Below are 19,595 nucleotides of genomic sequence, written 5' to 3' on the forward strand. Positions count from 1 at the left end.
AATATCCCGGGGGAGTCGCCCGCGGCGACGGGGGCAGAGCCCCCTAAACGCCCCAATCCTTGTCCTGCATCTCCCGCAGACGCGACGCGGTACGCTCGAACTCGAACGTTCCCTCACCCTCAACGTAAAGCATCTCAGGCTCGTCCGCCGCCGAACAGATCAACCGGACTTTCGCCTCGTACAGAGCGTCAATGAGAATGACAAACCGCTTGGCCTCATTGAAATTGTTGCGCGACAAACGCGGGACATCCTCAAGGATCAGCACTTTCAGTGCCTCGGCGATTGCCAGATAATCACCGGGCCCCAGCATCCGCCCGCACAGATCATAAAACGACGCCCGGGCCACGCCGTTGCGGAACGCAGGCAGAACCACCTCGCGTCCCTTGACGTGCAGCGAAAGCGGCTCGGCTGGACCGCCCGACAGATCCGCCCAGACTTGCCGTATCTTCTCGCGCGCCTCGGGGCCAATGGGTGTGAAATAGACCGGCGACCCTTCCAGCCGGTTTTGCCGGTAGTCGGTGGGCGAGACCAGTTCCCACACCTCAAGCTGCGCTTTGATATGCTGAATGAAGGGCAGGAAAAGCTGACGGTTCAGGCCGTCCTTATACAGATCGTCCGGATGCCGGTTCGAAGTCGTTACAATCACGACCCCACCCTCGTGCAACATATCGAAAAGCCGACCGACGATCATCGCGTCGGTGATATCGGTGATCTGCATCTCGTCAAAGGCCAGCACCCTGACGGACCGCAACACCGCCTCAGCCACAGGGGCCAGCGCGTCCTCGACACCGCTTTCGCGGGCCTCGTGCAGCCCAGCATGAACCTCCTGCATGAAGGCGTGAAAATGAACCCGCCGCGCCGGGATGTCGCCCAGTGTTTCGACGAACATATCCATCAGCATCGACTTGCCGCGCCCGACACCGCCCCACAGGTACAGCCCCTTGGGCGCAGGCGGAGCCTTGCGGAACAGCCCCCGCCTGACCGGCTCGGCCAGCGCCGCGCGAATTCGGTCGAACCGGGGCAGCACCGCCTCCTGCGCATCATCGCGGGTCAGCGCCCCGTTCGCGATACGCGCGTCATAAAGAGAAATCACATCCGTCATAACCCCGAGCCATACCGACCGGACCGCGCCTTGAAAAGAAGCCTTTTCCAGAGCAGCCAATTTTGCCGCCCCGTGGCTTGCGTCGTCCCGCCATCGTCGGATCAGTTACCCCGGCGTGGCATCTTGCCCGGACGGCCAGGCCGCCTCTGCCGTCGTCAGCAATCCTTCGGCCACCAAGCGATCAGCCCAGCCCTGCGGGCCGTCAAAATGATGCACCTGCCAGCCCCGCCCGCGGGCGGTCTCGATATTCTCCAACCTGTCATCGGCAAACAGCAGCGTGTTGGGCGGCAACTTACAATCGGCCTCGACCATCTCATAGATCGGAGCGTGCGGCTTCACCGCCTTCATCCGGCCCGAGACATACTGGCGGTCGAACTCATTTAGAAACGGGTAGACCGTCGTGGCATAGTCGAAATTCTGCACTCCGAAATTTGTCAGCGCAAACACCGGCACGCCGTTGCCCCGCAAGGCTCGCAACAAATGCACCGAATGCGGGATCTCGGGCGTGGCCAGTTCGATCCACTTGTCGTGCCACATGCGGATCTCGTCGCGCCATTCAGGGTATTTCTCGGCCCAGTCGTAAATCGTGTCGGTGAAATGATATCCCTGATCGACCAGATCGTTCATCCCGTGCAGATCGACCTCGGCAAACATCGCGCGGCGGCGGTCCTCGCCGATGATCCGGTCATAGTACCGCTCGGGCTGCCATTCGATCAGCACATTTCCAATGTCGAAAATAACGGCGTCAATCGGCATCGCGCGTTCCTGCTGCTGCATTCCTGTTCGCGCCGACTGAACCAATCCCCAGGCCCGGATGCAAGCACCAACCGCAGCGCGGCACGCGTTGCCCGGCCCAACCGGAAGAGGCGCATCTTCGATGCGTCGATGACGGGCGGGAGAACTATCCCCGCGCCGCCGCCCTCAACTCGCGTTCCAGCGCGTCCAGAAACCGCGACCGGTCGGCTTTGCCAAAGGGCTTGCCGCCACCGCCTGCGCCAAACGGGTTGGCTGCGCGCAAATCCGCCATCAGATCGCGCATCGCCAGTTGCTGACCGATATTGGCCGCCGTAAAGGCTTCACCATTGGGACGCAGCACGCGTGCACCGGCCTCTACGCACTTTGCAGCCAGCGGGATGTCGGAGGTCACCACAACATCGCCCGTGCCGCAGCGCTCGGCAATCCACTTGTCGGCTTCATCGGCCCCTTCCGAGACGACGATCACCTGCACCAACGGGTTGGCCGAAGGCCGCAACCCGCCATTCGACACCAGCATCATCGGCACCCGATGACGGGTGGCGACGCGCTCGGCCTCAGCCTTGACCGGACAGGCGTCGCCGTCGATATACAAGGTCACTCGGCGGCCTTCGCTGGTTTTGCAGCCGCTTTCTTGGCGGTCTTGCGGACCTTGAATTCCTCGGGGATGGGCATCCGGTTGAACGCATCCAGACCGGCGATCTTATAGGCCTCGGCCAGGGTCGGATAGTTGAACGTGTTCTGCACGAAATAGTCCACCGTGCCCTTCAGGTTCATCACCGCCTGCCCGATATGGATCAGCTCGGTCGCGCCTTCGCCCACGATCTGAACGCCCAGTACCCGGCGGGTCTTGAGGCTCAGCAACATTTTCAGCATCCCGTGCTCCAGCCCCATGATATGCCCGCGCGAGGTTTCGCGGAACCGCGCCACCCCAACCTCATAGGGAATACCACGTTCCTGCAATTCCTCTTCGGACATGCCGCAGGTCGACATCTCGGGCACCGAGTAGATGCCATAGGGGTACCACGGGCTTTCCGGCAGCGTTGGCGTTTCCAGCGCATGACAGGCCGCCACGCGCCCTTGCTGCAACGAGGTCGAGGCCAGCGACGGGTGCCCGATCACATCGCCGGTGGCGTAGATATGCGGCACAGTGGTCTGATAGGTCTTGCGATCCACCTCGATGCGGTTGCGATGGTCGGTTTCAATCCCAACCGTCTCCAGATTCAGCGCCGAGGTCGCACCCATGCGCCCGGCAGCAAACAGCAGCATCTCGGCCCGCACATGGCGACCATTGTCGAGCGTGACTTCGACATGACCTCCGGCATCCTCGATCTTGTCGACCGCCGAACCCAGCCGCAGATCGACACCGTTTTCGCGGATCTGGTGGGTGAACTCATGGATCAGGCGGCTGTCGATAAAGTCCAGAAAGCTCTCGCGCGGCTCGATCAGCGTCACCCGCACATCCAGCGCCGAGAACATCGTGGCGTATTCCACCCCGATCACGCCCGCCCCGATCACGCAGAGCGAGCGCGGGATCTCGCCCATCTCGAGGAAATCGTCGCCATCGACCACGGTCTTGCCATTAAAGGGCACGTAATCGGGCCGATAGGTCTTGGTGCCCGTCGCAATCAGGAATTTCGAGGCCGTCAGGCGGGTGGTCTCACCAGCGTCGGTGGCCACCTCAACCTCATGCGGGCCGACGAATTTCGCCAGACCGGCCAGTGTTTCCACATGGTTGCGGTTGAACTGGTGTTCCAGCACATCGACCTCGTGGTCCAGCGTCATGTGCAGCCGTGCCTTCAGGTCCTCGGCGCGGATCTGGTCCTTGACCCGGTACGAGCGCCCATAAAAGCTGCGCTCGCGCCAGCCCGACAGGTTCAGAACCGTTTCGCGCAGGGTTTTCGACGGGATCGTGCCGGTATGCACCGAAACACCACCCAGCCGATCCTTGCGGTCAACCACCAAAACCCGGCGTTTCAGCTTGCCCGCCTGAATCGCCGCCGCACGCCCCGAAGGCCCCGAGCCGATGATGATCAGGTCATAGTCATATTTGCTCATGCCTTACTCTCCATACAGCGCTTCGGCGTGAAAGCTCACGTGATCCTCCATGAAGGTGGACACGAAGAAATATGAGTGATCATAGCCCGGCTGCAGCCGATAGATTGCCTGCTGGCGACGTTCCGCAATCGCCTGCGCCAGCGCCTCGGGGCGCAGCAGGTCGATGAACTGGTCGTCGGCACCGGTGTCGATCAGGACGGGGCCGTCGAAACCGGTGCTGCGCATCATCAGCGAGGCATCGTGTTTCGCCCATGCCGCTTCATCCTCACCCAGATAGGCGGCCAGTTGTTTGCGACCCCAATCCGCGCCCGTCGGGTTCGAGATCGGCGCGAAGGCCGAGACAGAACGGAACCGCCCCGGCAGGTTCATCGCCAGCGTCAACGCGCCATGCCCGCCCATGGAATGGCCGGTGATGGACTGCCGGTCGGCGTCGATGGGGAATTGTTCGGCCAGCAGGGCGGGCAGTTCATCGGCCACATAGTCCCACATCCGGAAATTCGGTGCCCAGGGGGTCTGGGTCGCGTTGACGTAGAAGCCCGCGCCCTGACCCAGATCGTAATCCTCGTGATCGGCGACGCCCTCGCCCCGAGGCGAGGTATCGGGGAAGACCAGCGCGATGCCTTGTTCAGCGGCCCAGCCCTGAGCACCCGCCTTGGTCATGGCATTTTCATGGGTGCAGGTCAGGCCCGACAGATACCACAGCACCGGCACCGGGCCGTCTTTGGCTTCGGACGGCAGGAACAGGCCGAATGTCATGTCGCAGTTGCACGCGGACGAGGCGTGGCGGTAGACGCCCTGCACGCCTCCGAAACAGGCATTTTCCGATAGGGTTTCCATCTGGGTTGGTCCTTGTTTTGGGTCTGCGCCATGGCTAACGACCCACAGCGCCGGCGGCAAGGGCAGGAGCCTCCGGCGGGAGTATTTTTCGAAAAGGTGAAGATCAGGGTGTGCCGACCCAGGCGATGACGAAAGGTACCGTCAGGATGCTGGCCATGGTCGACAACAGGATCGCCGCCGAGGCGCGCTGCGGCGCGACCCCGTAATGGGCCGCCAGGATGTAGACATTGCCTGCTACGGGCAGCGCCGCGGCGGCGATGGCGACGGCGGCCGGGAACGGAGCAATCGGGATCAGCCACAGCAGAACCACGGCCACGCAAAGCGGATGGAGGATCAGTTTGCAAAAGCTCAGCCAGGCGGCGACCTGAACACGCTCGGCCGATTTTCCGGCCAGGGACGCGCCGATTGCAAACAGCGCGCCGGGCGTGGCCGCTCCGCCCAGAATAGTCAGGAAGTCGTTCAGCGGCGCGGGTACGGGCACGCGCAGCGCCGACCAGATTAGACCGGCCGAGATCGACAGGATCATGGGGTTTTTAAGCAGGCCGATCCCGATCAGGCGCAGCGTGCTGGCGGCCAACCGCCCTTCGCGCGCGCCGTTGATCAGGATCACGATCAGCGATGAGAACACCACCAGATCAACCGTCAGCACCAGCATCACCGGTCCGATGGCGGCCTCGGACAGCAGGACCGCCAGCATCGGCAGGCCCAGAAAGCCCACATTGCCGATGGCGGCGCATTGCGCCTCGACCGCCGCTGTGGGGATGTCGAGCCCGCGCAGGTAAGCCACCAGCGTGGCCAGCCCATAGACCGCAAGCGTGGCGATCAGGTAGCCGACCACCAGCCGCCCGTTGAAGATCTCGGCAAAGGGCAGGGTAGCGGCAAAGCGGAACAGCATCGCCGACAGCGCAAAGTAGAACACGAATTTCGTCAGATAGGCCGTCGCCTCGGGCGGGAAAAACCGACTGCGTCCGGCACCGTATCCCAGGCCGATGATCGCAAAAAAGGGCAGGGTGCGCAGAAAGATCTCGACCATGGGTCGAGGGATAGCATGGTTTGCCGCCGCGGCAAGGCTTGGGTTTGCGGGCACAGGTTATCAGGCTTGCATCACAATTCGCGCGCGAATCGTTGAAAGTGAACCGAGCGGTTTATAGAATCGCGCAAACACATCTTCAGGAGCCACCATGACCCAAGCCGCCACCATCCTGCGCACAGGCCGAAAATTCGATCAGGTTTTGCGCGGGGCCCGAGAGGTTTTCATGGCGGATGGGTTCGAAGGTGCCAGCGTTGACGACATCGCCCGCGCAGCCGGCGTATCCAAGGCCACGCTATACAGCTACTTCCCCGACAAGCGCCTGCTGTTCACCGAGGTCGTCCAGACCGAATGCAGTCGCATGGCCGAACGTGTGGTAGCCATGGTGGACGAAACCAAGCCCGCCCGCGAGGTGCTTACCATCGCCGCCACGCAACTGACCGGATTCTTGGTGTCGGATTTCGCCCAGCAGGTCTTTCGCGCCTGTGTCGCCGAACGCGACCGTTTCCCCGAGTTGGGGCAGGCGTTTTATAAGGCCGGGCCGCAGAACGGTCAGTGCCAGATGGCCGAATATCTCGAAAAGGCTGTCGAGAAGGGTGAGTTGGTGATTGACGACGTTCAGACGGCGGCGGCGCAGTTCTCGGAACTGTGTAAGGTCCGCATCTGGAACCGCGCGGCCTTCGGCATTCAGACCCGATTCACCGAAGATGAGATCGACGCGGTGGCACAACAGGCGGTGGATATGTTCATGGCGCGCTATGGGGCATGACTCTGGCGTCTTGAAGAGTAGCCTGAAATGAGGTCGCCCGCGCGACCATAATCAAAAGAAACCACCCCCGCACAGACCCGGCGCGATTGACGTTCAGGGCAGGGCGGGGATGGTTTGTTTTCAGTGCAATTGCGCGCTTCGATTTGAACTCCAAGCCGAAGCGCGCTTTGGCCTTCACTAGTGGAAGGCGGTCTCGCCAGCGGATTCGCTGATGGTGGTGCCTTTGGTTCCGGCGACGATTTCGGCCAGATCCGCAAGCGCCCCGATGGCCGCAGCTTTGCCGGTGCTCTTGGCGAACTGGGTCGCGGCATCGACCTTGGGCCCCATCGACCCGGCGGCAAAGCCGTAGTCGTTGATCGCATCAGGCGTGATGGATTTGATCCCGCGCTGATTTTCGGTGCCCCAGTCCAGATAGACGCTGTCGGCATCGGTGGCTGCGATGAACAGGTCGGCGCCCACTTCACGCGCCAGCAGTTCCGAAGCCAGATCCTTGTCGATCACCGCCTCGATACCTTCCAGCGAGCCTTCCTCGTTGTAGACGGTCGGAATACCGCCGCCGCCAGCGCAGATCACCACGGTCTGGTTTTCGAGCAGCCATTTGATCGGCCGGATCTGGAAGATCCGCTTGGGCAGAGGCGAGGCGACGACGCGGCGCCACTTGTCACCATCGGCCCGGATTTCCCAGCCTTTTTCGGCAGCCAGACGTTCGGCCTCTTCCTTTTCGTAAACCGGACCAATGAACTTGGTCGGGTTTTTAAAGGCGGGGTCCTTGGCATCAACCTCGATCATGGTCAGCAGGGTTGCCAGCGGCGTTTCAGCCGGCAGCAGGTTGCCCAGTTCCTGTTCAACCATGTAGCCGATCATGCCTTCGGTCTCGGCACCCAGCACGTCCAGCGGGTAGGCCTCGTCAGGTTTGTAGGCGTTGCCTTGCAGCGCCAGCAGACCCACTTGCGGACCATTGCCGTGGGTCACGATCAGCTCGTTTCCTTCGGCGATGGTCGCCAGCGCCTTGGCGGCGATGGCTGTGTTTTCGCGCTGGTTTTCCGCGGTCAGAGCCTGACCGCGGCGCAGCAGCGCGTTGCCCCCAAGGGCGACGACAATCCGCATTTCTTAGCTCCCCAATGTGGCGACCAGAACCGCCTTGATGGTGTGCATCCGGTTTTCAGCCTGTTCGAACTGAACACCGGCGGGGCTTTCGAAGACCTCTTCGGTGACTTCCATTTCCGAGATGCCGAACTTCTCGGCGATCTCTTGACCGACCTTGGTTTCGGTGTTGTGGAAGGCAGGCAGGCAGTGCATGAACTTGACGTTCGGGTTGTTGGCCGCAGCCATCAGTTCCGCGTTCACCTGATAGGGGCTCAGCTGCTTGATGCGGCTTTCCCAGACTTCTGCCGGTTCACCCATCGACACCCAGACGTCGGTGTGGATGAAGTCAACGCCGTCAACAGCCGCTTTGGCGTCTTCGGTGATGGTCAGCTTGCCGCCGTAACGCTTGGCCAGCTCTTCTGCCGGGCCGCGGAATTCGTCGGCGGGCCACAGCTCTTTCGGAGCGGCGATGCGCACGTCCATGCCCATCAGGCAGCCTGCGATCATCAGCGAGTGGCCCATGTTCGAGCGCGCGTCACCAACATAGGCGTACTTGATGTCATGCAGCGGCTTTTCGCCGTATTCCTGCATGGTCAGCAAGTCAGCCAGCATCTGGGTCGGGTGGAACTCGTCGGTCAGACCATTATAGACCGGCACACCTGCATATTCCGACAGGGTCTCGGCCAGTTCCTGACCGAAGCCGCGGTATTCGATACCGTCGAACATGCGGCCCAGAACGCGGGCGGTGTCTTTCATGCTTTCCTTGTGGCCGATCTGCGAGCCTTGCGGGCCCAGATAGGTCACGCCTGCGCCCTGGTCCATTGCGGCGACTTCGAAGGCGCACATGGTCCGGGTCGAGGTTTTTTCGAAGATCAGGCAGATATTCTTGCCTTTCAGGTGTTGGATTTCCGAACCGGCGTATTTTGCACGTTTGAGGTCGCGCGACAGGTCCAGCAGGTAACGGATCTCACGTTGGGTGAAATCCAGCATTTTCAGGAAGCTACGTCCTTGAAGGTTAAAAGCCATCTTATTTGTCTCCTTAGAATTTAGTAGTCAACGGGGTCGCGCCAGATCGGGCAGGTCATGCAATGCCCGCCTCCGCGCCCGCGTCCGAGTTCCGCGCCCGAGATGGTGATCACCTCGACGCCAGCTTTGCGCAGCAACGTGTTGGTATAGGTGTTGCGGTCATAGGCCACGACCACGCCCGGTTCGAGCGCCACAACGTTGTTGCCGTCATCCCATTGTTCCCGTTCCTGGTTGAACGAGTCGCCGCCGGTCTGCACGATGTTGAGCGACTTGATGCCCAGGCATTCTGCGGCCACGTCGAACAGGTGCTTGTCTTCGCGGCGGAAGTCGATTGTGCCTTCCTTGTTGCCGGGACGCAGGCTGATGCACTGGATTTCGTTGCAGACGTCCACAAATGCGGTCGCGGTTTCGCGGTCACAGTGGCTGAACACCGTATCCAGGTGCATCGCAGCACGGCTGCGCGGCATCTGACAGGCGACAACCCGTTCTGCAGCACCCTGTTTGAACAGCGCACGGGCCATCTGACCCACCGCTTGCGGGCTGGTGCGTTCGCCCATACCGATCAGCACGCTGCCATTGCCCCAGGGCATGACGTCACCGCCTTCGACGGTGGCCGCGCCGTGATCTTCATCAGGATCGCCCCACCAGATCTTGAAATCGCCATCCTTGAAGTCCGGGTGGAATTTGTAGATCGCGGTCACCAGCAGCGTTTCGGGCTGGCGAGCGGGCCAATACATGGGGTTCACCGTCACGCCGCCATAGATCCAGCAGCTGTTGTCACGGGTGAACTGAGTGTTCGGGATCGGCGGGATGACAAAACCATGGGTGCCGAGGTAGCTGCCGAACATGCCCGAGGGGGTAAAGGGCATATCTTCGACCGCGATACCGCCGATCAGGTACATGGCAAGGTCTTTGGCGGACATTTCGTCCAGCCAGCCGCGCAACTCGTTTAACATACCGACGCCGACCTGATTTTCCGTGATGCGGCGATCCAGAACCCATTTACGGGCTTCTTTATCCTTCATCGTGGTTTCCAGCAGGGCGTGGAATTCCAGCACCTCTACCCCGCGTTCTTCCATTTTCATGCGGAAATCAGCGTGATCCGTGCGGGCCTTATGCACCCACAGAACATCATCATAAAGCAACTCGGCCGCGTTACCGGGTGTCAGGCGGGAATGGGCCAGGCCTGGTTCACACACCATGACCTTTCGAAGTTTGCCAATCTCGGAATGAGCTCCAAATCCAGTCATGATTTCTCCTTCGACATTTTAGTTTTTGACTGCACGCGCAGCCAAACATGGATGGGCAATCCTGCCAGAAGCAGCAGAACGCCCCAGAAAACAACGTCTTCGCCCGCGCCGTAGATCGCCCAGAATGAATAGGCAAAACCCAGCGCCGCAAGGATGAAGACGTTCGGTGACAGTTGTGTAAGATCGCCCCTGCGTACGCGGATCATTACTTCGGCCAGCGCACAAAGCAGGTAGGGGATCAGGGTTGAAAGTGTGGCGAGCAGAATGATGAATTCGAACTGCTCGGCCAGAGTACGAGTGTAGTTCATCGCGATCAGCCCGCTGGCGAGCACGCTGGACACGACCAGCCCGAAGGTGGGCGTACCGGTACGTGACAGGCGCGCGAACTGGGGTGGGAACAGCCCGTCCCGGGCTGCGCCCAAGGGCACCTGACCGGTCAGCAGAACGAAACCGTTCAGCGTCCCGAAGGTTGAGATGCAGGCTCCGACGGCGATGAACAAGGCTCCGCCAAAGCCCCACAGCAGGGCTGCCACATCGGACAGCGGTGCATTGGAATCGGCCAGAACGGCCGAGGGTACGACACCCAGCGCCACATAGGTTGTGGCGATATAGACCAGCGCGGCGACACAGGTGCCCAGGATCGTGGCGCGTGGAATGGTGCGTTTGGGGTCTTTGACGTCGCCCGCCGGAACGGTGGCCGACTCGAGCCCCACGAAGGCCCACAAAGTCAGAGCCGCACAGGTAGATATCGCTGAGATATTTGACATGCCGCTCACATTCACGGGTCTGAAATTCGAGCTGTCGACATGGGCCACGCCCAGGACGATCAGCAGTATAAGCGGGGTCAGCTTCATGACCGTGGTTACGACCTGAATGATCCCCGCTTCGCGCACACCGCGCACGTTGATCCAGGTCAGCAGCCAGATCGCCCCCAGTGCCGCGAACAACCCGGCCACCGGGCTTTGTCCGACTTCAGGGACCATGACGCTGAGGTAACCGGCAAAGGCTACCGCCACCGCTGCATTGCCTGACCACAAGGCGATCCAATATCCCCAGGCGATAAGGAAGCCCGCGAAGTCGCCGAAACCCTCTCGGGCATAGACGTAGGGCCCACCAGCGCCAGAGGATAGTCGCGCCAGCCGTCCGAAGATCAGTGCCAGAACGATTGCACCGCCTGCGGTCAGGATCCAGCCTGCCATCGAGATCGGTCCGAATTCGGCCAGTGACGATGGCAGCAGGAAGATACCGGACCCGATCATGTTTCCCACTACAAGAGCGGTGCACATCCAGAACCCCAGGGTTCGTTTTGTTTCTGATCGGGTCACGGTAGACATCTTAGATACCTCAGCCCATCGCGGACAGGCTGAGCCCGGCCATGATGATTACGATGAGGACGGCCAGCAGGGGCAGGGTGAACTTGAGCCAGCGTTCATAGGGCACACGACCCAGCGCCAGACCACCCATAACCACAGCCGAGGTCGGTGTGATCAGGTTCACCAGACCGCTTGCGGACTGATAGGCTGTTACAACCAGCGACCGGTCGACGCTCGAGAAATCGGCCAGCGGTGCCATGATCGGCATGGTCAGAACGGCCAGACCGGACGAGGACGGAACCAGGAAGGACAGCAAGCCCTGCAGCCCGAACATCGTGTTGATGAAGGCAACCTGACCCAGACCGTTCACTGCGCCTTCGGCCCAGTTCAGGATGGTGTCGGTCATATTGCCGGCGTCCATGACGATCACGATACCACGTGCGATACCGATCACCAGCGCCACGCCCAGCAGGTCGCGTGCGCCGTCGACAAAGGTCGAGGTGAACTCTTCCTCGCCCATGCGGGCGATCAGGCCCACGATGATCGAGGCAACGATGAACAGGCCGGACATTTCAGCCATCCACCAGCCACCGACGGACACACCCCAGATCATGACGCCGAAGCTGGCGGCAAAGATCACAAGGATGATGCTGTGGATACCGGTGAAGACGGGTGTGCCTTCGCCCTCGCGCTTACCTTTGAGGAAGTGCGCTTCGTTGCTTTCACGTTTGTCGGCAACGATGGACAGTTCGGGGTTGGCTTTTACGCGGGCCGCATAGCGCATGACGAATGCGACACAGGCCAGCCAGCAGACACCCAGCAGCGCAAAGCGCAGCATGATGCCGTTGGTGAACGGAACGCCTGCAGCGTCCGACGCGATTACGGTTGCAAACGGGTTGATGGTCGAGCCCAGCGTACCGACGCCTGCGCCCAGCATGATGATCGCAACACCGACAGTCGCGTCGTAGCCCGCCGCGATCATCACGGGAATGATCAGCGTATAGAAGGCCAGCGATTCTTCGGCCATGCCGTAGATCGTACCGCCCGCTGCGAACAGGGCCATGAGGATTGGGATCATCCACTTCTCTCGCCCTTCCATGCGCGCCATCGCCTTACCGATGCCCGCGTCGATTGCACCCGTCCGGGCCACGATGCCCAGAAAGCCACCGATCACCAGCACGAACAGTGCGACGTCAATCGCCTGCGCTTCATAGCTGGCCGGGTCATAGAACCCGGCAATCGGTGCCAGTACGACATCGAAGAAACCCTGAGGGTTGGATTCGACAACCTGATAGCTGCCCGGAACGGGAACATCCCGTCCCAGTGCCTCATTTGCGACCCGGTCATATTGGCCGGCGGGGACGAACCACGTCGCCAACGCTACGACCGCAATTAGCGCAAACAAAATTGTATACGCCGTTGGGAACTTGAATTTCATATCACTGACTCCTTCGACTTAGGACGTCGGAATTGTTTGATTTTCCGGCTTTGGATGTGTCGGCGCTCCTGGCTGAAATTCGGATCCAGGAGCGACGAACAGGATAAGACTGAGTTTTCTCACAGCCGGTTTCCTCCAACGGCCCGCGCGTCGCTTTGACATGAATCAAAGAAGTTTCTTAATCGGATATTGCCCCCTAAGAGTGCAGCTTGTTCTCGCCTCAGCCAAAAATACACCTATAAATACAACGCCTTAGATGTCATAAAACTTGCCAAAAAAGGGTTCTTAGCCCGCTGGGTATGATCTGCGGTCAGTCCCGATATGCACCCGGCGTTGTGTCAGACAGCACGACAGTCAGCTGTTGTTCGACCACCACATCCGCGATGCTGTCGTAATATTGAGAAGGGCGTCGTCATTTTGACGGTTTTGCGACTCATCGCGGAATCGCCCCGAATCCTTCCAGGCGGCATCCGCGTGGTGCCGACAAACCCTTCAGCTCGGTGTCTTCGGCGGGTCCGCTATGTCCGTCTGTGGGATTGGCCGGACAGATTCGAAGGTTCGATTTGCCGGAAATTCCAAAAGCATCGGCCAGCATCAAGCCCGCGACCCCAGAAGCCCGGCAACATACGGGCTGACATTGTGGAAAGTGCTGGCTTTGAAGCGCTGCCAGTGCGAGGGCCTTCCCCACGCAGGACAAGGACCAGCTAAGACAGAATGGTGCGGGTGGAGGGACTTGAACCCCCACGCCTTGCGGCGCCAGAACCTAAATCTGGTGCGTCTACCAATTTCGCCACACCCGCAACACGGCGACACAGCGCCGGAATGCCGCGCTGAATAGCAAAGCTTTCGCACGAGGGCGAGAGGGAAATTGGACAAAACAAAAGATTGTGCCGATGGGTCAGAGAACACTCAGACCCCGTATCAGGTGGCAGTGACCGATACCCGAGGCGATCAGCCCCGAAGTCCAACAGACAAGCGGTCCACCCGATCCTGGCCTCTTCGGCCTTGCTCCCCGGAGATCGCCTTGGCCGCTGCCATTTCGCTCGGGATTTCCCCGATATTTGTTTCCATTTTGGGAACATTTGGAAAGGAATGTTGAATGATATTAAACCCTCATAGGTTGTATATATTGGATGCGGCAACTGAGAGCGGTTCTCCTTCTTGCGCGGATCGCGCGATGGACACGGTTCAGCGCCCGAATTCTCGGCAACCCGACACTTCCTCAGAGAGGATATTAACATCACTACATCAAATAGATAACAGAAATCCCCTTCGCTCACGGCAGGAAAACTCACCACAATGCGGCCCCCGGAAATCACCCAGGCCAACCTTCAAAAACTCAAACTCTGGGAAATGACTCATCCACTGGTTGAGGCATTTCTATGAGGCGGAACCATAATTGCGCCACATTTCAAACGCCAAAAAATCTTATTCGCGTCAAAATAACACCGCGGTGATCATAATTGATTAAGCGCAGGAGTTAATGAGTCTTTTCGCCATCCGGCACCGTACGAGTTTCTGCTCAACTCCAGAAACAAGGGTCTCTGTCGTGACCAATCAGATCAAAACCGCTGCTTCCGAGCAAGACGCCGTCGGTCTTGCACGCGAAAACTTCATTGGTGAGCTGAAAACCCTGAACCGCCAGCATCCTGGCACCGGGTTCGGCATCGCTCTGCGCACCCATTCGGGCAACCGTTACCTGCTGGCCAATGCCCGCATGCCGCTGCCTGCCCACAAATCACAAGACTTCCCGACCGGGCGCCGTGTGGCCTGCCTTGAGAATGGCGAAGGCTTTAGTTCCATCGAAATTCTGGCCGATTCCATGGCCTATGAATCGATCTCACCGCGCACCGAGGCCGCAATCCTTGGCAATGCGCTGGACCTGATCGCACGTATCGACACGCTGGCAAGCCTGCCTGACGGGGCAGGGGACCAGATCCCCGCAACCGGCACCGGAGGCTGACCATGGCGCGTAACGACCACCTTCTGTCCGTCGGCAACGAGTCCCTGTCCGAGATGACAGGGGCAATGACCTCGTTGACGACGCAAATCGACCAACTGACAGAGGTGGCGGATGCGCGCTCCTCGGCGCGGCTGGCGGCGCTGAAAACGAAGATGGAGAATTTCACCGCCAGCGTCACGCTGGTGGGGCAGGTGAAGGCCGGGAAATCCTCGATTGTGAATATCCTGGCGGGGCGGCCGAACCTGCTGCCGTCGGATGTGAACCCGTGGACCTCAGTGGTGACCACGCTGAACATCAACACCCGGACCGAGGGCGACACCCGATCCAAATTCACCTTCTTCGAACAGGAAGAATGGGACAATCTGATGGTCGGTGGTGGCCGTCTGGGTGAGTTGGCCAACCGCGCCGGTGCCGATGACGAGATGGATGATATCCGCCGCCAGATCGGCGAAATGAAGGCCAAGTCCGAGGACCGGCTGGGCAAGCATTTCGACCTGATTCTGGGGCAGAGCCACCAGTATAACTATTTCGACGATGAGCTCATCCAGCGCTATGTCTGCCTCGGCGACGAGGATGACCCCGATATCGACCCCAAGACGGGCCGTTTTGCCGATGTCACGAAATCGGCGGAACTGTTCATGGATATCCCGCAATATCCGATCTCGCTGAAACTGTGCGACACACCCGGCGTCAACGACACTTTCATGGTGCGCGAGCAGATCACCCTGCGCAGCCTGCGCGGGTCCGAGGTCTGTGTGGTGGTGCTGGCGGCCAGTCAGGCGCTGACGACGATGGATATGGCGCTGATGCGGATCATCGCACAGTTCGAGAACCGCCAGATCATTCTGTTCGTAAACCGCATCGACGAATTGTCCGACCCGGTCAACCAGGTGCCCGAGATCCGCGACCGTATTCAGGACACGCTGAAACAGAACAACATCGACACCAACACCAGCATCGTCTTCGGCAGCGCCCTGTGGGCCGAGGCCGCGCTGACCGGCAACCCCGATATCCTGACCGAGGAATCGCGGCAGGCGCTGAACACCTTCTATCTGGCCGCCGGTTTTGGCGATCAGGCGGCGTCACTGGACAAGATCTGGGCGCTTTCGGGCCTGCCGGATTTGCTGCTGGCGATGAATGAACGGATTGCCGAAGGGGCAGGCACTCGTCTCTTGGATCGGGTCCGCCACCGGGCGCGCAACATTGCCAGCCAGATCAGGGCCACGGCTGTGGCCAAGACGCTGTCGAACACAGACGGCATCGTGCGCGATCTGGATGGCGTGTCGCCCGATCAGGCGATTGCGACCGTCTCCGCGGAATATGACAAGAAAGCTGCCGGACTGACCACGAAACTGCGGGATAAGGTTCTGGAGCGGCTGGCTTCGGCCGAGGCCAACTTTGTCAAACGCGCAACGGATTCGCTGATCGCGCATCTGGAACAGAATGGCGAGCAGGGCACCTGGCAATACGACCCTGCGGGCCTGCGCACGCTGCAAAAGGCGGCCTATTTCAGCTTTGCCCGGTCAATGCGCAAAGAGGCGGGCGCGCTCTATTCGGCGGCAGCCTCGGATGTCGAGGCCCTGTATCAAAAGCTGCTGGGCAATCATCTGGGCGAATTCAGCATCGAAGCGCCCATCGTCCCGCGCGTTCCGCCGCCCTTGGGGATCGGACGCACCATCGCGCTTGATCTGCAAAGTACGTGGTGGCGCCGCTGGTGGCAAAAACGCAAAGGGTTCGAGGCTTATGCCGCGGATTACACACGCCTGATCGCGTCCGAGGCGAACTCGATCACCAAGGATATCGAGGAGAACCAGATCGCAGCCGTTCTGGAAAACGTCCGCGCCGTCCTGAGCGATTTCATAGCCGAGCAGAAAGACACGCTGCTCAGCATCTCGCAATCGCCCGACAAGGCGGCGGCGCAGATCGCAGAGCCCAAGCCCCAGAAATCGCGCGACGAAATTCTGGGTGACATCCTCAAAGACCTCAGCAACGAAGCAGCATAAGTAGAGTTATGGTAAAAGAATCACAAACCCGCTTCGTCTCTCCCAAGGCCTGGAACCGCATCGAGCAGTGGTCCCGCCGCAAGCCTGTGTTTGCGCTTATGGGAGAATTCAGCGCCGGGAAATCGACGTTGATGAACTTCCTTCTGCGCAAGCAGGCCTTGCCGACACAGGTGACGGCGACGCAGCTGCCGCCCGTGTGGTTCAGTTGGGGCAACCGGCCAGCCTATATCAAGCGTCACGACGGCAGTACGCAGAATATCGAGCTGGATCAGCTTGAACAGGTCGGCGTGAATGACGCGCAATTCGTGCGGATTTTCCTTGAGGCCGACATTCTCGAGGCGGTCGATCTGATCGACACTCCCGGCATTTCCGACCCGAAAATCTCGACCGATGTGTGGCAACGCGCTGTCGGTCAGGCCAATGGCGTTCTGTGGTGCACCCATTCGACGCAAGCCTGGCGCGAGACCGAGCGTGCCACATGGGTATCGCTGCCCGAACGGCTGCAGCACAAGTCGCTGTTGCTGGTCACCCGGGCGGATGCACTGAACCAGAAAGACCGGCAGAAGGTACTGCGCCGGGTGAACCGCGAAGCGGGTCATCTGTTCAACCGCACCATCCTGTTTTCCGCCCGCGACGCCATTCTGGCCCGCGACAAGACCGGCGATGCCGAGCTTTGGTCGCGCAGCGGTGGCGGTAAGATGGTCGACAGCTTTCTTGAGATCACCGAACAGATCATGGACAGCCGCGCGGACATGCTGGCGCGTTATCAGATCGACAAATCCCTGTCGGACACGCCCAACGTGCGACCCCTGCCGACACCGCCGCAACCCGAGAGCACACCGCTCAAGCTTGTTGATCCGGTCGATCAGCCCTCGGATACGGACGACGTGATCACCAGCTTCCCGGTGCGCCCTGCTCGCGTCGAAAGACGCCCGGACGAAGCCGAGCGGACCCGGATCGACGCGGATGAGGCCGAACGTCTGCGCGCCGAGATGGAGGCCGAAGCGCAACCCGCCGAAGACGACTTGCGCGCCGTTTTCGCCAGCAAACCGGATGAGCCGCTGGATCTGGACGCACTGGCGCGGTCAACAACGGATGTGGACGAATTCGACTTCATGACCGACGAGGACGATGAGGACGAGGCAGAACTGATCGTTCTGGGCCCCGAAGCCGATCCGTCGGACGCCATGGACGAGCCCGCCACCCCGTCTGACCCCGAGGCGCAAGGCGCCGACAAAGAGGGCAAGGACGCATCGGATATCGAACTGTCGGTGTCGTCAATCACCGCGTTGTTGTCCGAGCAATCGGACCGCGACGACGAGGATTATGAGCCGGAACCGGAATCGAATGCGCTGGCCCCGGTGCAGATCGTACCGATGCCCGGCGACAAACCGGACCAGATTGCCACCGCCGAGGCCTTGCCAAGCGCCAGCGCCATGTGGAACGAAATCGTCACCAAGGACGCTCTGCCCGACGATGCCAAAGGTCTGAAAAGCGCCTTTGCGGCGTTTCTGTCCGAATATGACCAGATCGCGATGGAACACAGCAGCCGCAAGCAAGGCGACGCCCTGCCCCGGGTTCCCGAAGCTCGTGAAAACCGGGGGGTTGAACGGCATGTCCTTTGACCCTGGCCTTTTTTTGCAGGCCGAAGAATGGGATGAAAGATGTCGATTGATACCGCGCTGAACGCCGCCATTCAGAACATACCCGACTGCATTGCAGCCGGGTATGTTGACATGGAAACGGGGATGTTGCTGGGTGCGGATGCGTCTGACCCGAACAGCGCCGATGCGATGGAAACGCTGGCCCTTGCGGTTGCGAACCTGTTTCAGGGACGCGGCATAAAAGGGTTCGAGGATCTGTTGCGCAGCGCGCAGATCGACGATGACGGGCACCCGGGATTTGGGGAAATCGCGGTGTTTTCGAACGATCGCCTGCACATCTTTCTCAGAACCAAGGAATATCCCGACCATGTCGTGTGCTATATCTGCCGCGACAGCGCAAATGTCGGGCTTGCGCTTACGAAATCACATCTCAGCCTTGGGCCGGTAGCGGCCGCAGTTTAGACGGGACCAGAGGGGGTCACGGCATGATGGATAGCGAAATACTGGAAATGCTCGACGATATCGGGCGGTCGTCGGTGGCGCGGTTGTCTCCGGCCACGTTCCTTGCAGGCGACAGCGCCGAGGCCCGGCGGGGTCAGGTGCTGGGCGCGATCCGCGGCACGATCCTGCCCCGGCGGCTGGAGTTCACCGCCGCCGATGGCGCGGTTCTGGCGATCGAGGTCAACAGCTCGCGGATCACGGATGTGTTCCGCTGCGCCTCGGGGCCGGTGCCGGATTTCGAAACCGAAGCGCGCGAGGATCTGACCGCGCGGCTGGCCCAGTTGGTGTCGGACATCTCGACCGCCTCCGGCCCGCTGGAACTGGTGTCGCTGCGTCCCGACACCGCGCTGGAAGCCGATGATGTCGGCATCACCTATTCCGAGGTCGAAGCTGCCTGCGCTCGGATCGACCTGCCCGAAGAACCGCGCATGTCGATTGTCCCCGACCCCGAACCCGAGGCGGACGCCGACATGTCGCCCGAGGCGGGTATCGCCGAACAGTTCTACGAAGGGTCCGACCGCTTTGCACTGGGCCGTGTGCTGATGGATACATCCGGTGAAAACCCGGCATTCGACGGCCTCTGCGCCCCGGATCAGGCCGCCCATCCCGGCCCCGACCTGCTGGCCCGGTTCGCGCGTGATCTGGCCGGATGGCAGGTAGACGGGTCCGAAGCCCTGTCGCAGCCGCAACTGATGGTGCTGCGCCCCTCGGGCGGCCAGGGCGCGGGCCTTGCCATTCTCAGCGACGGTCAGCAAACTGCCGCCGCTGTCCATGATGCCCGCAAGTTGGGGGCCGTCGTCAACCTGTGGAAGTCCTTGAAACCCGCCGTCGAATGACCGCGTTCCTGCCCAATAGTGTCCAT

The 19,595-nt window shown here is 60.7% G+C and carries 17 protein-coding genes and 1 tRNA gene; 6 read left to right on the top strand and 12 right to left on the bottom strand.

Annotated elements, in window-relative coordinates; genetic code table 11:
• Nucleotides 1–43: 43 nt before the first annotated feature.
• From zapE to ACR1XV_RS14395, 6 genes are all read right to left on the bottom strand, one after another.
• A complete protein-coding gene (gene zapE / locus ACR1XV_RS14370; RefSeq protein WP_480532482.1) occupies nt 44–1,102 on the bottom strand; it encodes a cell division protein ZapE in 1,059 nt (352 codons plus the stop codon).
• 105 nt (nt 1,103–1,207) lie between these two features.
• Nucleotides 1,208–1,858 (bottom strand): HAD family hydrolase, encoded by a 651-nt coding sequence (locus ACR1XV_RS14375; protein ID WP_480532544.1) that lies wholly within the window; start codon nt 1,856–1,858, stop codon nt 1,208–1,210.
• A 145-nt stretch (nt 1,859–2,003) separates the two neighbouring features.
• Nucleotides 2,004–2,456, bottom strand: coding sequence for a YaiI/YqxD family protein (locus ACR1XV_RS14380; RefSeq protein WP_480532484.1), 453 nt, complete (start codon nt 2,454–2,456; stop codon nt 2,004–2,006).
• Nucleotides 2,453–3,913 carry a Si-specific NAD(P)(+) transhydrogenase gene (sthA, locus tag ACR1XV_RS14385; RefSeq protein WP_480532486.1) on the bottom strand — a complete coding sequence of 487 codons (1,461 nt, stop codon included), beginning with the start codon at nt 3,911–3,913 and terminating at the stop codon, nt 2,453–2,455. The genes ACR1XV_RS14380 and sthA overlap by 4 nt, the downstream gene beginning before the upstream one ends.
• A gap of 3 nt (nt 3,914–3,916) precedes the next feature.
• Nucleotides 3,917–4,750 (bottom strand): S-formylglutathione hydrolase, encoded by an 834-nt coding sequence (fghA, locus tag ACR1XV_RS14390; RefSeq protein WP_480532488.1) that lies wholly within the window; start codon nt 4,748–4,750, stop codon nt 3,917–3,919.
• A 103-nt stretch (nt 4,751–4,853) separates the two neighbouring features.
• Nucleotides 4,854–5,783, bottom strand: coding sequence for an AEC family transporter (locus tag ACR1XV_RS14395; protein WP_480532490.1), 930 nt, complete (start codon nt 5,781–5,783; stop codon nt 4,854–4,856).
• A 148-nt stretch (nt 5,784–5,931) separates the two neighbouring features.
• Between ACR1XV_RS14395 and ACR1XV_RS14400 the strand changes: the two genes are divergently transcribed.
• Nucleotides 5,932–6,549: a TetR/AcrR family transcriptional regulator gene (locus tag ACR1XV_RS14400; RefSeq protein WP_480532492.1), complete on the top strand. Its 618-nt coding sequence runs from the start codon at nt 5,932–5,934 to the stop codon at nt 6,547–6,549.
• A 177-nt stretch (nt 6,550–6,726) separates the two neighbouring features.
• On the opposite strand, the gene arcC is transcribed toward ACR1XV_RS14400, so the two are convergent.
• The 6 genes from arcC to ACR1XV_RS14430 form a co-directional block, all read right to left on the bottom strand.
• On the bottom strand, nt 6,727–7,656 hold the full coding sequence (gene arcC, locus ACR1XV_RS14405; protein ID WP_480532494.1) for a carbamate kinase: 930 nt from the start codon (nt 7,654–7,656) through the stop codon (nt 6,727–6,729).
• A gap of 3 nt (nt 7,657–7,659) precedes the next feature.
• Nucleotides 7,660–8,661: an ornithine carbamoyltransferase gene (gene argF, locus ACR1XV_RS14410; protein WP_480532496.1), complete on the bottom strand. Its 1,002-nt coding sequence runs from the start codon at nt 8,659–8,661 to the stop codon at nt 7,660–7,662.
• 20 nt (nt 8,662–8,681) lie between these two features.
• Entirely contained in the window at nt 8,682–9,911 is a 1,230-nt protein-coding gene (locus tag ACR1XV_RS14415; RefSeq protein ID WP_480532498.1) for an arginine deiminase, read from the bottom strand.
• Nucleotides 9,908–11,197 carry an amino acid permease gene (locus ACR1XV_RS14420; RefSeq protein WP_480532500.1) on the bottom strand — a complete coding sequence of 430 codons (1,290 nt, stop codon included), beginning with the start codon at nt 11,195–11,197 and terminating at the stop codon, nt 9,908–9,910. Before ACR1XV_RS14420 ends, ACR1XV_RS14415 begins: the two co-directional genes overlap by 4 nt.
• 58 nt (nt 11,198–11,255) lie before the next feature.
• Nucleotides 11,256–12,662 (bottom strand): YfcC family protein, encoded by a 1,407-nt coding sequence (locus tag ACR1XV_RS14425; RefSeq protein WP_480532502.1) that lies wholly within the window; start codon nt 12,660–12,662, stop codon nt 11,256–11,258.
• Between the two features lie 715 nt (nt 12,663–13,377).
• Nucleotides 13,378–13,462, bottom strand: a tRNA-Leu gene (locus ACR1XV_RS14430).
• A 749-nt stretch (nt 13,463–14,211) separates the two neighbouring features.
• Between ACR1XV_RS14430 and ACR1XV_RS14435 the strand changes: the two genes are divergently transcribed.
• Genes ACR1XV_RS14435 through ACR1XV_RS14455 form a run of 5 tightly spaced genes read left to right on the top strand, consistent with a single transcriptional unit; the run spans nt 14,212 to nt 19,569 of the window.
• On the top strand, nt 14,212–14,625 hold the full coding sequence (locus ACR1XV_RS14435) for a hypothetical protein (protein ID WP_480532504.1): 414 nt from the start codon (nt 14,212–14,214) through the stop codon (nt 14,623–14,625).
• 2 nt (nt 14,626–14,627) lie between these two features.
• A complete protein-coding gene (locus ACR1XV_RS14440) occupies nt 14,628–16,628 on the top strand; it encodes a dynamin family protein (RefSeq protein ID WP_480532506.1) in 2,001 nt (666 codons plus the stop codon).
• An 8-nt stretch (nt 16,629–16,636) separates the two neighbouring features.
• Nucleotides 16,637–18,253 carry a dynamin family protein gene (locus ACR1XV_RS14445; protein ID WP_480532508.1) on the top strand — a complete coding sequence of 539 codons (1,617 nt, stop codon included), beginning with the start codon at nt 16,637–16,639 and terminating at the stop codon, nt 18,251–18,253.
• A 39-nt stretch (nt 18,254–18,292) separates the two neighbouring features.
• A complete protein-coding gene (locus ACR1XV_RS14450; protein ID WP_480532510.1) occupies nt 18,293–18,694 on the top strand; it encodes a hypothetical protein in 402 nt (133 codons plus the stop codon).
• 23 nt (nt 18,695–18,717) lie between these two features.
• Entirely contained in the window at nt 18,718–19,569 is an 852-nt protein-coding gene (locus ACR1XV_RS14455; protein WP_480532512.1) for a hypothetical protein, read from the top strand.
• The last annotated feature ends 26 nt before the right edge of the window (nt 19,570–19,595 follow it).

The organism is Ruegeria sp. AD2(2025), assembly GCF_056542385.1.

Bases quoted from the DNA above. Each gene is read 5' to 3' on its own strand.
- zapE (WP_480532482.1), bottom strand. From the start codon at position 1,102: ATGACGGATGTGATTTCTCTTTATGACGCGCGTATCGCGAACGGGGCG.
- ACR1XV_RS14375 (WP_480532544.1), bottom strand. From the start codon at position 1,858: ATGCCGATTGACGCCGTTATTTTCGACATTGGAAATGTGCTGATCGAA.
- sthA (WP_480532486.1), bottom strand. From the start codon at position 3,913: ATGAGCAAATATGACTATGACCTGATCATCATCGGCTCGGGGCCTTCG.
- fghA (WP_480532488.1), bottom strand. From the start codon at position 4,750: ATGGAAACCCTATCGGAAAATGCCTGTTTCGGAGGCGTGCAGGGCGTC.
- ACR1XV_RS14395 (WP_480532490.1), bottom strand. From the start codon at position 5,783: ATGGTCGAGATCTTTCTGCGCACCCTGCCCTTTTTTGCGATCATCGGC.
- ACR1XV_RS14400 (WP_480532492.1), top strand. From the start codon at position 5,932: ATGACCCAAGCCGCCACCATCCTGCGCACAGGCCGAAAATTCGATCAG.
- arcC (WP_480532494.1), bottom strand. From the start codon at position 7,656: ATGCGGATTGTCGTCGCCCTTGGGGGCAACGCGCTGCTGCGCCGCGGT.
- argF (WP_480532496.1), bottom strand. From the start codon at position 8,661: ATGGCTTTTAACCTTCAAGGACGTAGCTTCCTGAAAATGCTGGATTTC.
- ACR1XV_RS14415 (WP_480532498.1), bottom strand. From the start codon at position 9,911: ATGACTGGATTTGGAGCTCATTCCGAGATTGGCAAACTTCGAAAGGTC.
- ACR1XV_RS14420 (WP_480532500.1), bottom strand. From the start codon at position 11,197: ATGTGCACCGCTCTTGTAGTGGGAAACATGATCGGGTCCGGTATCTTC.
- ACR1XV_RS14425 (WP_480532502.1), bottom strand. From the start codon at position 12,662: ATGAAATTCAAGTTCCCAACGGCGTATACAATTTTGTTTGCGCTAATT.
- ACR1XV_RS14440 (WP_480532506.1), top strand. From the start codon at position 14,628: ATGGCGCGTAACGACCACCTTCTGTCCGTCGGCAACGAGTCCCTGTCC.
- ACR1XV_RS14445 (WP_480532508.1), top strand. From the start codon at position 16,637: ATGGTAAAAGAATCACAAACCCGCTTCGTCTCTCCCAAGGCCTGGAAC.
- ACR1XV_RS14450 (WP_480532510.1), top strand. From the start codon at position 18,293: ATGTCGATTGATACCGCGCTGAACGCCGCCATTCAGAACATACCCGAC.
- ACR1XV_RS14455 (WP_480532512.1), top strand. From the start codon at position 18,718: ATGATGGATAGCGAAATACTGGAAATGCTCGACGATATCGGGCGGTCG.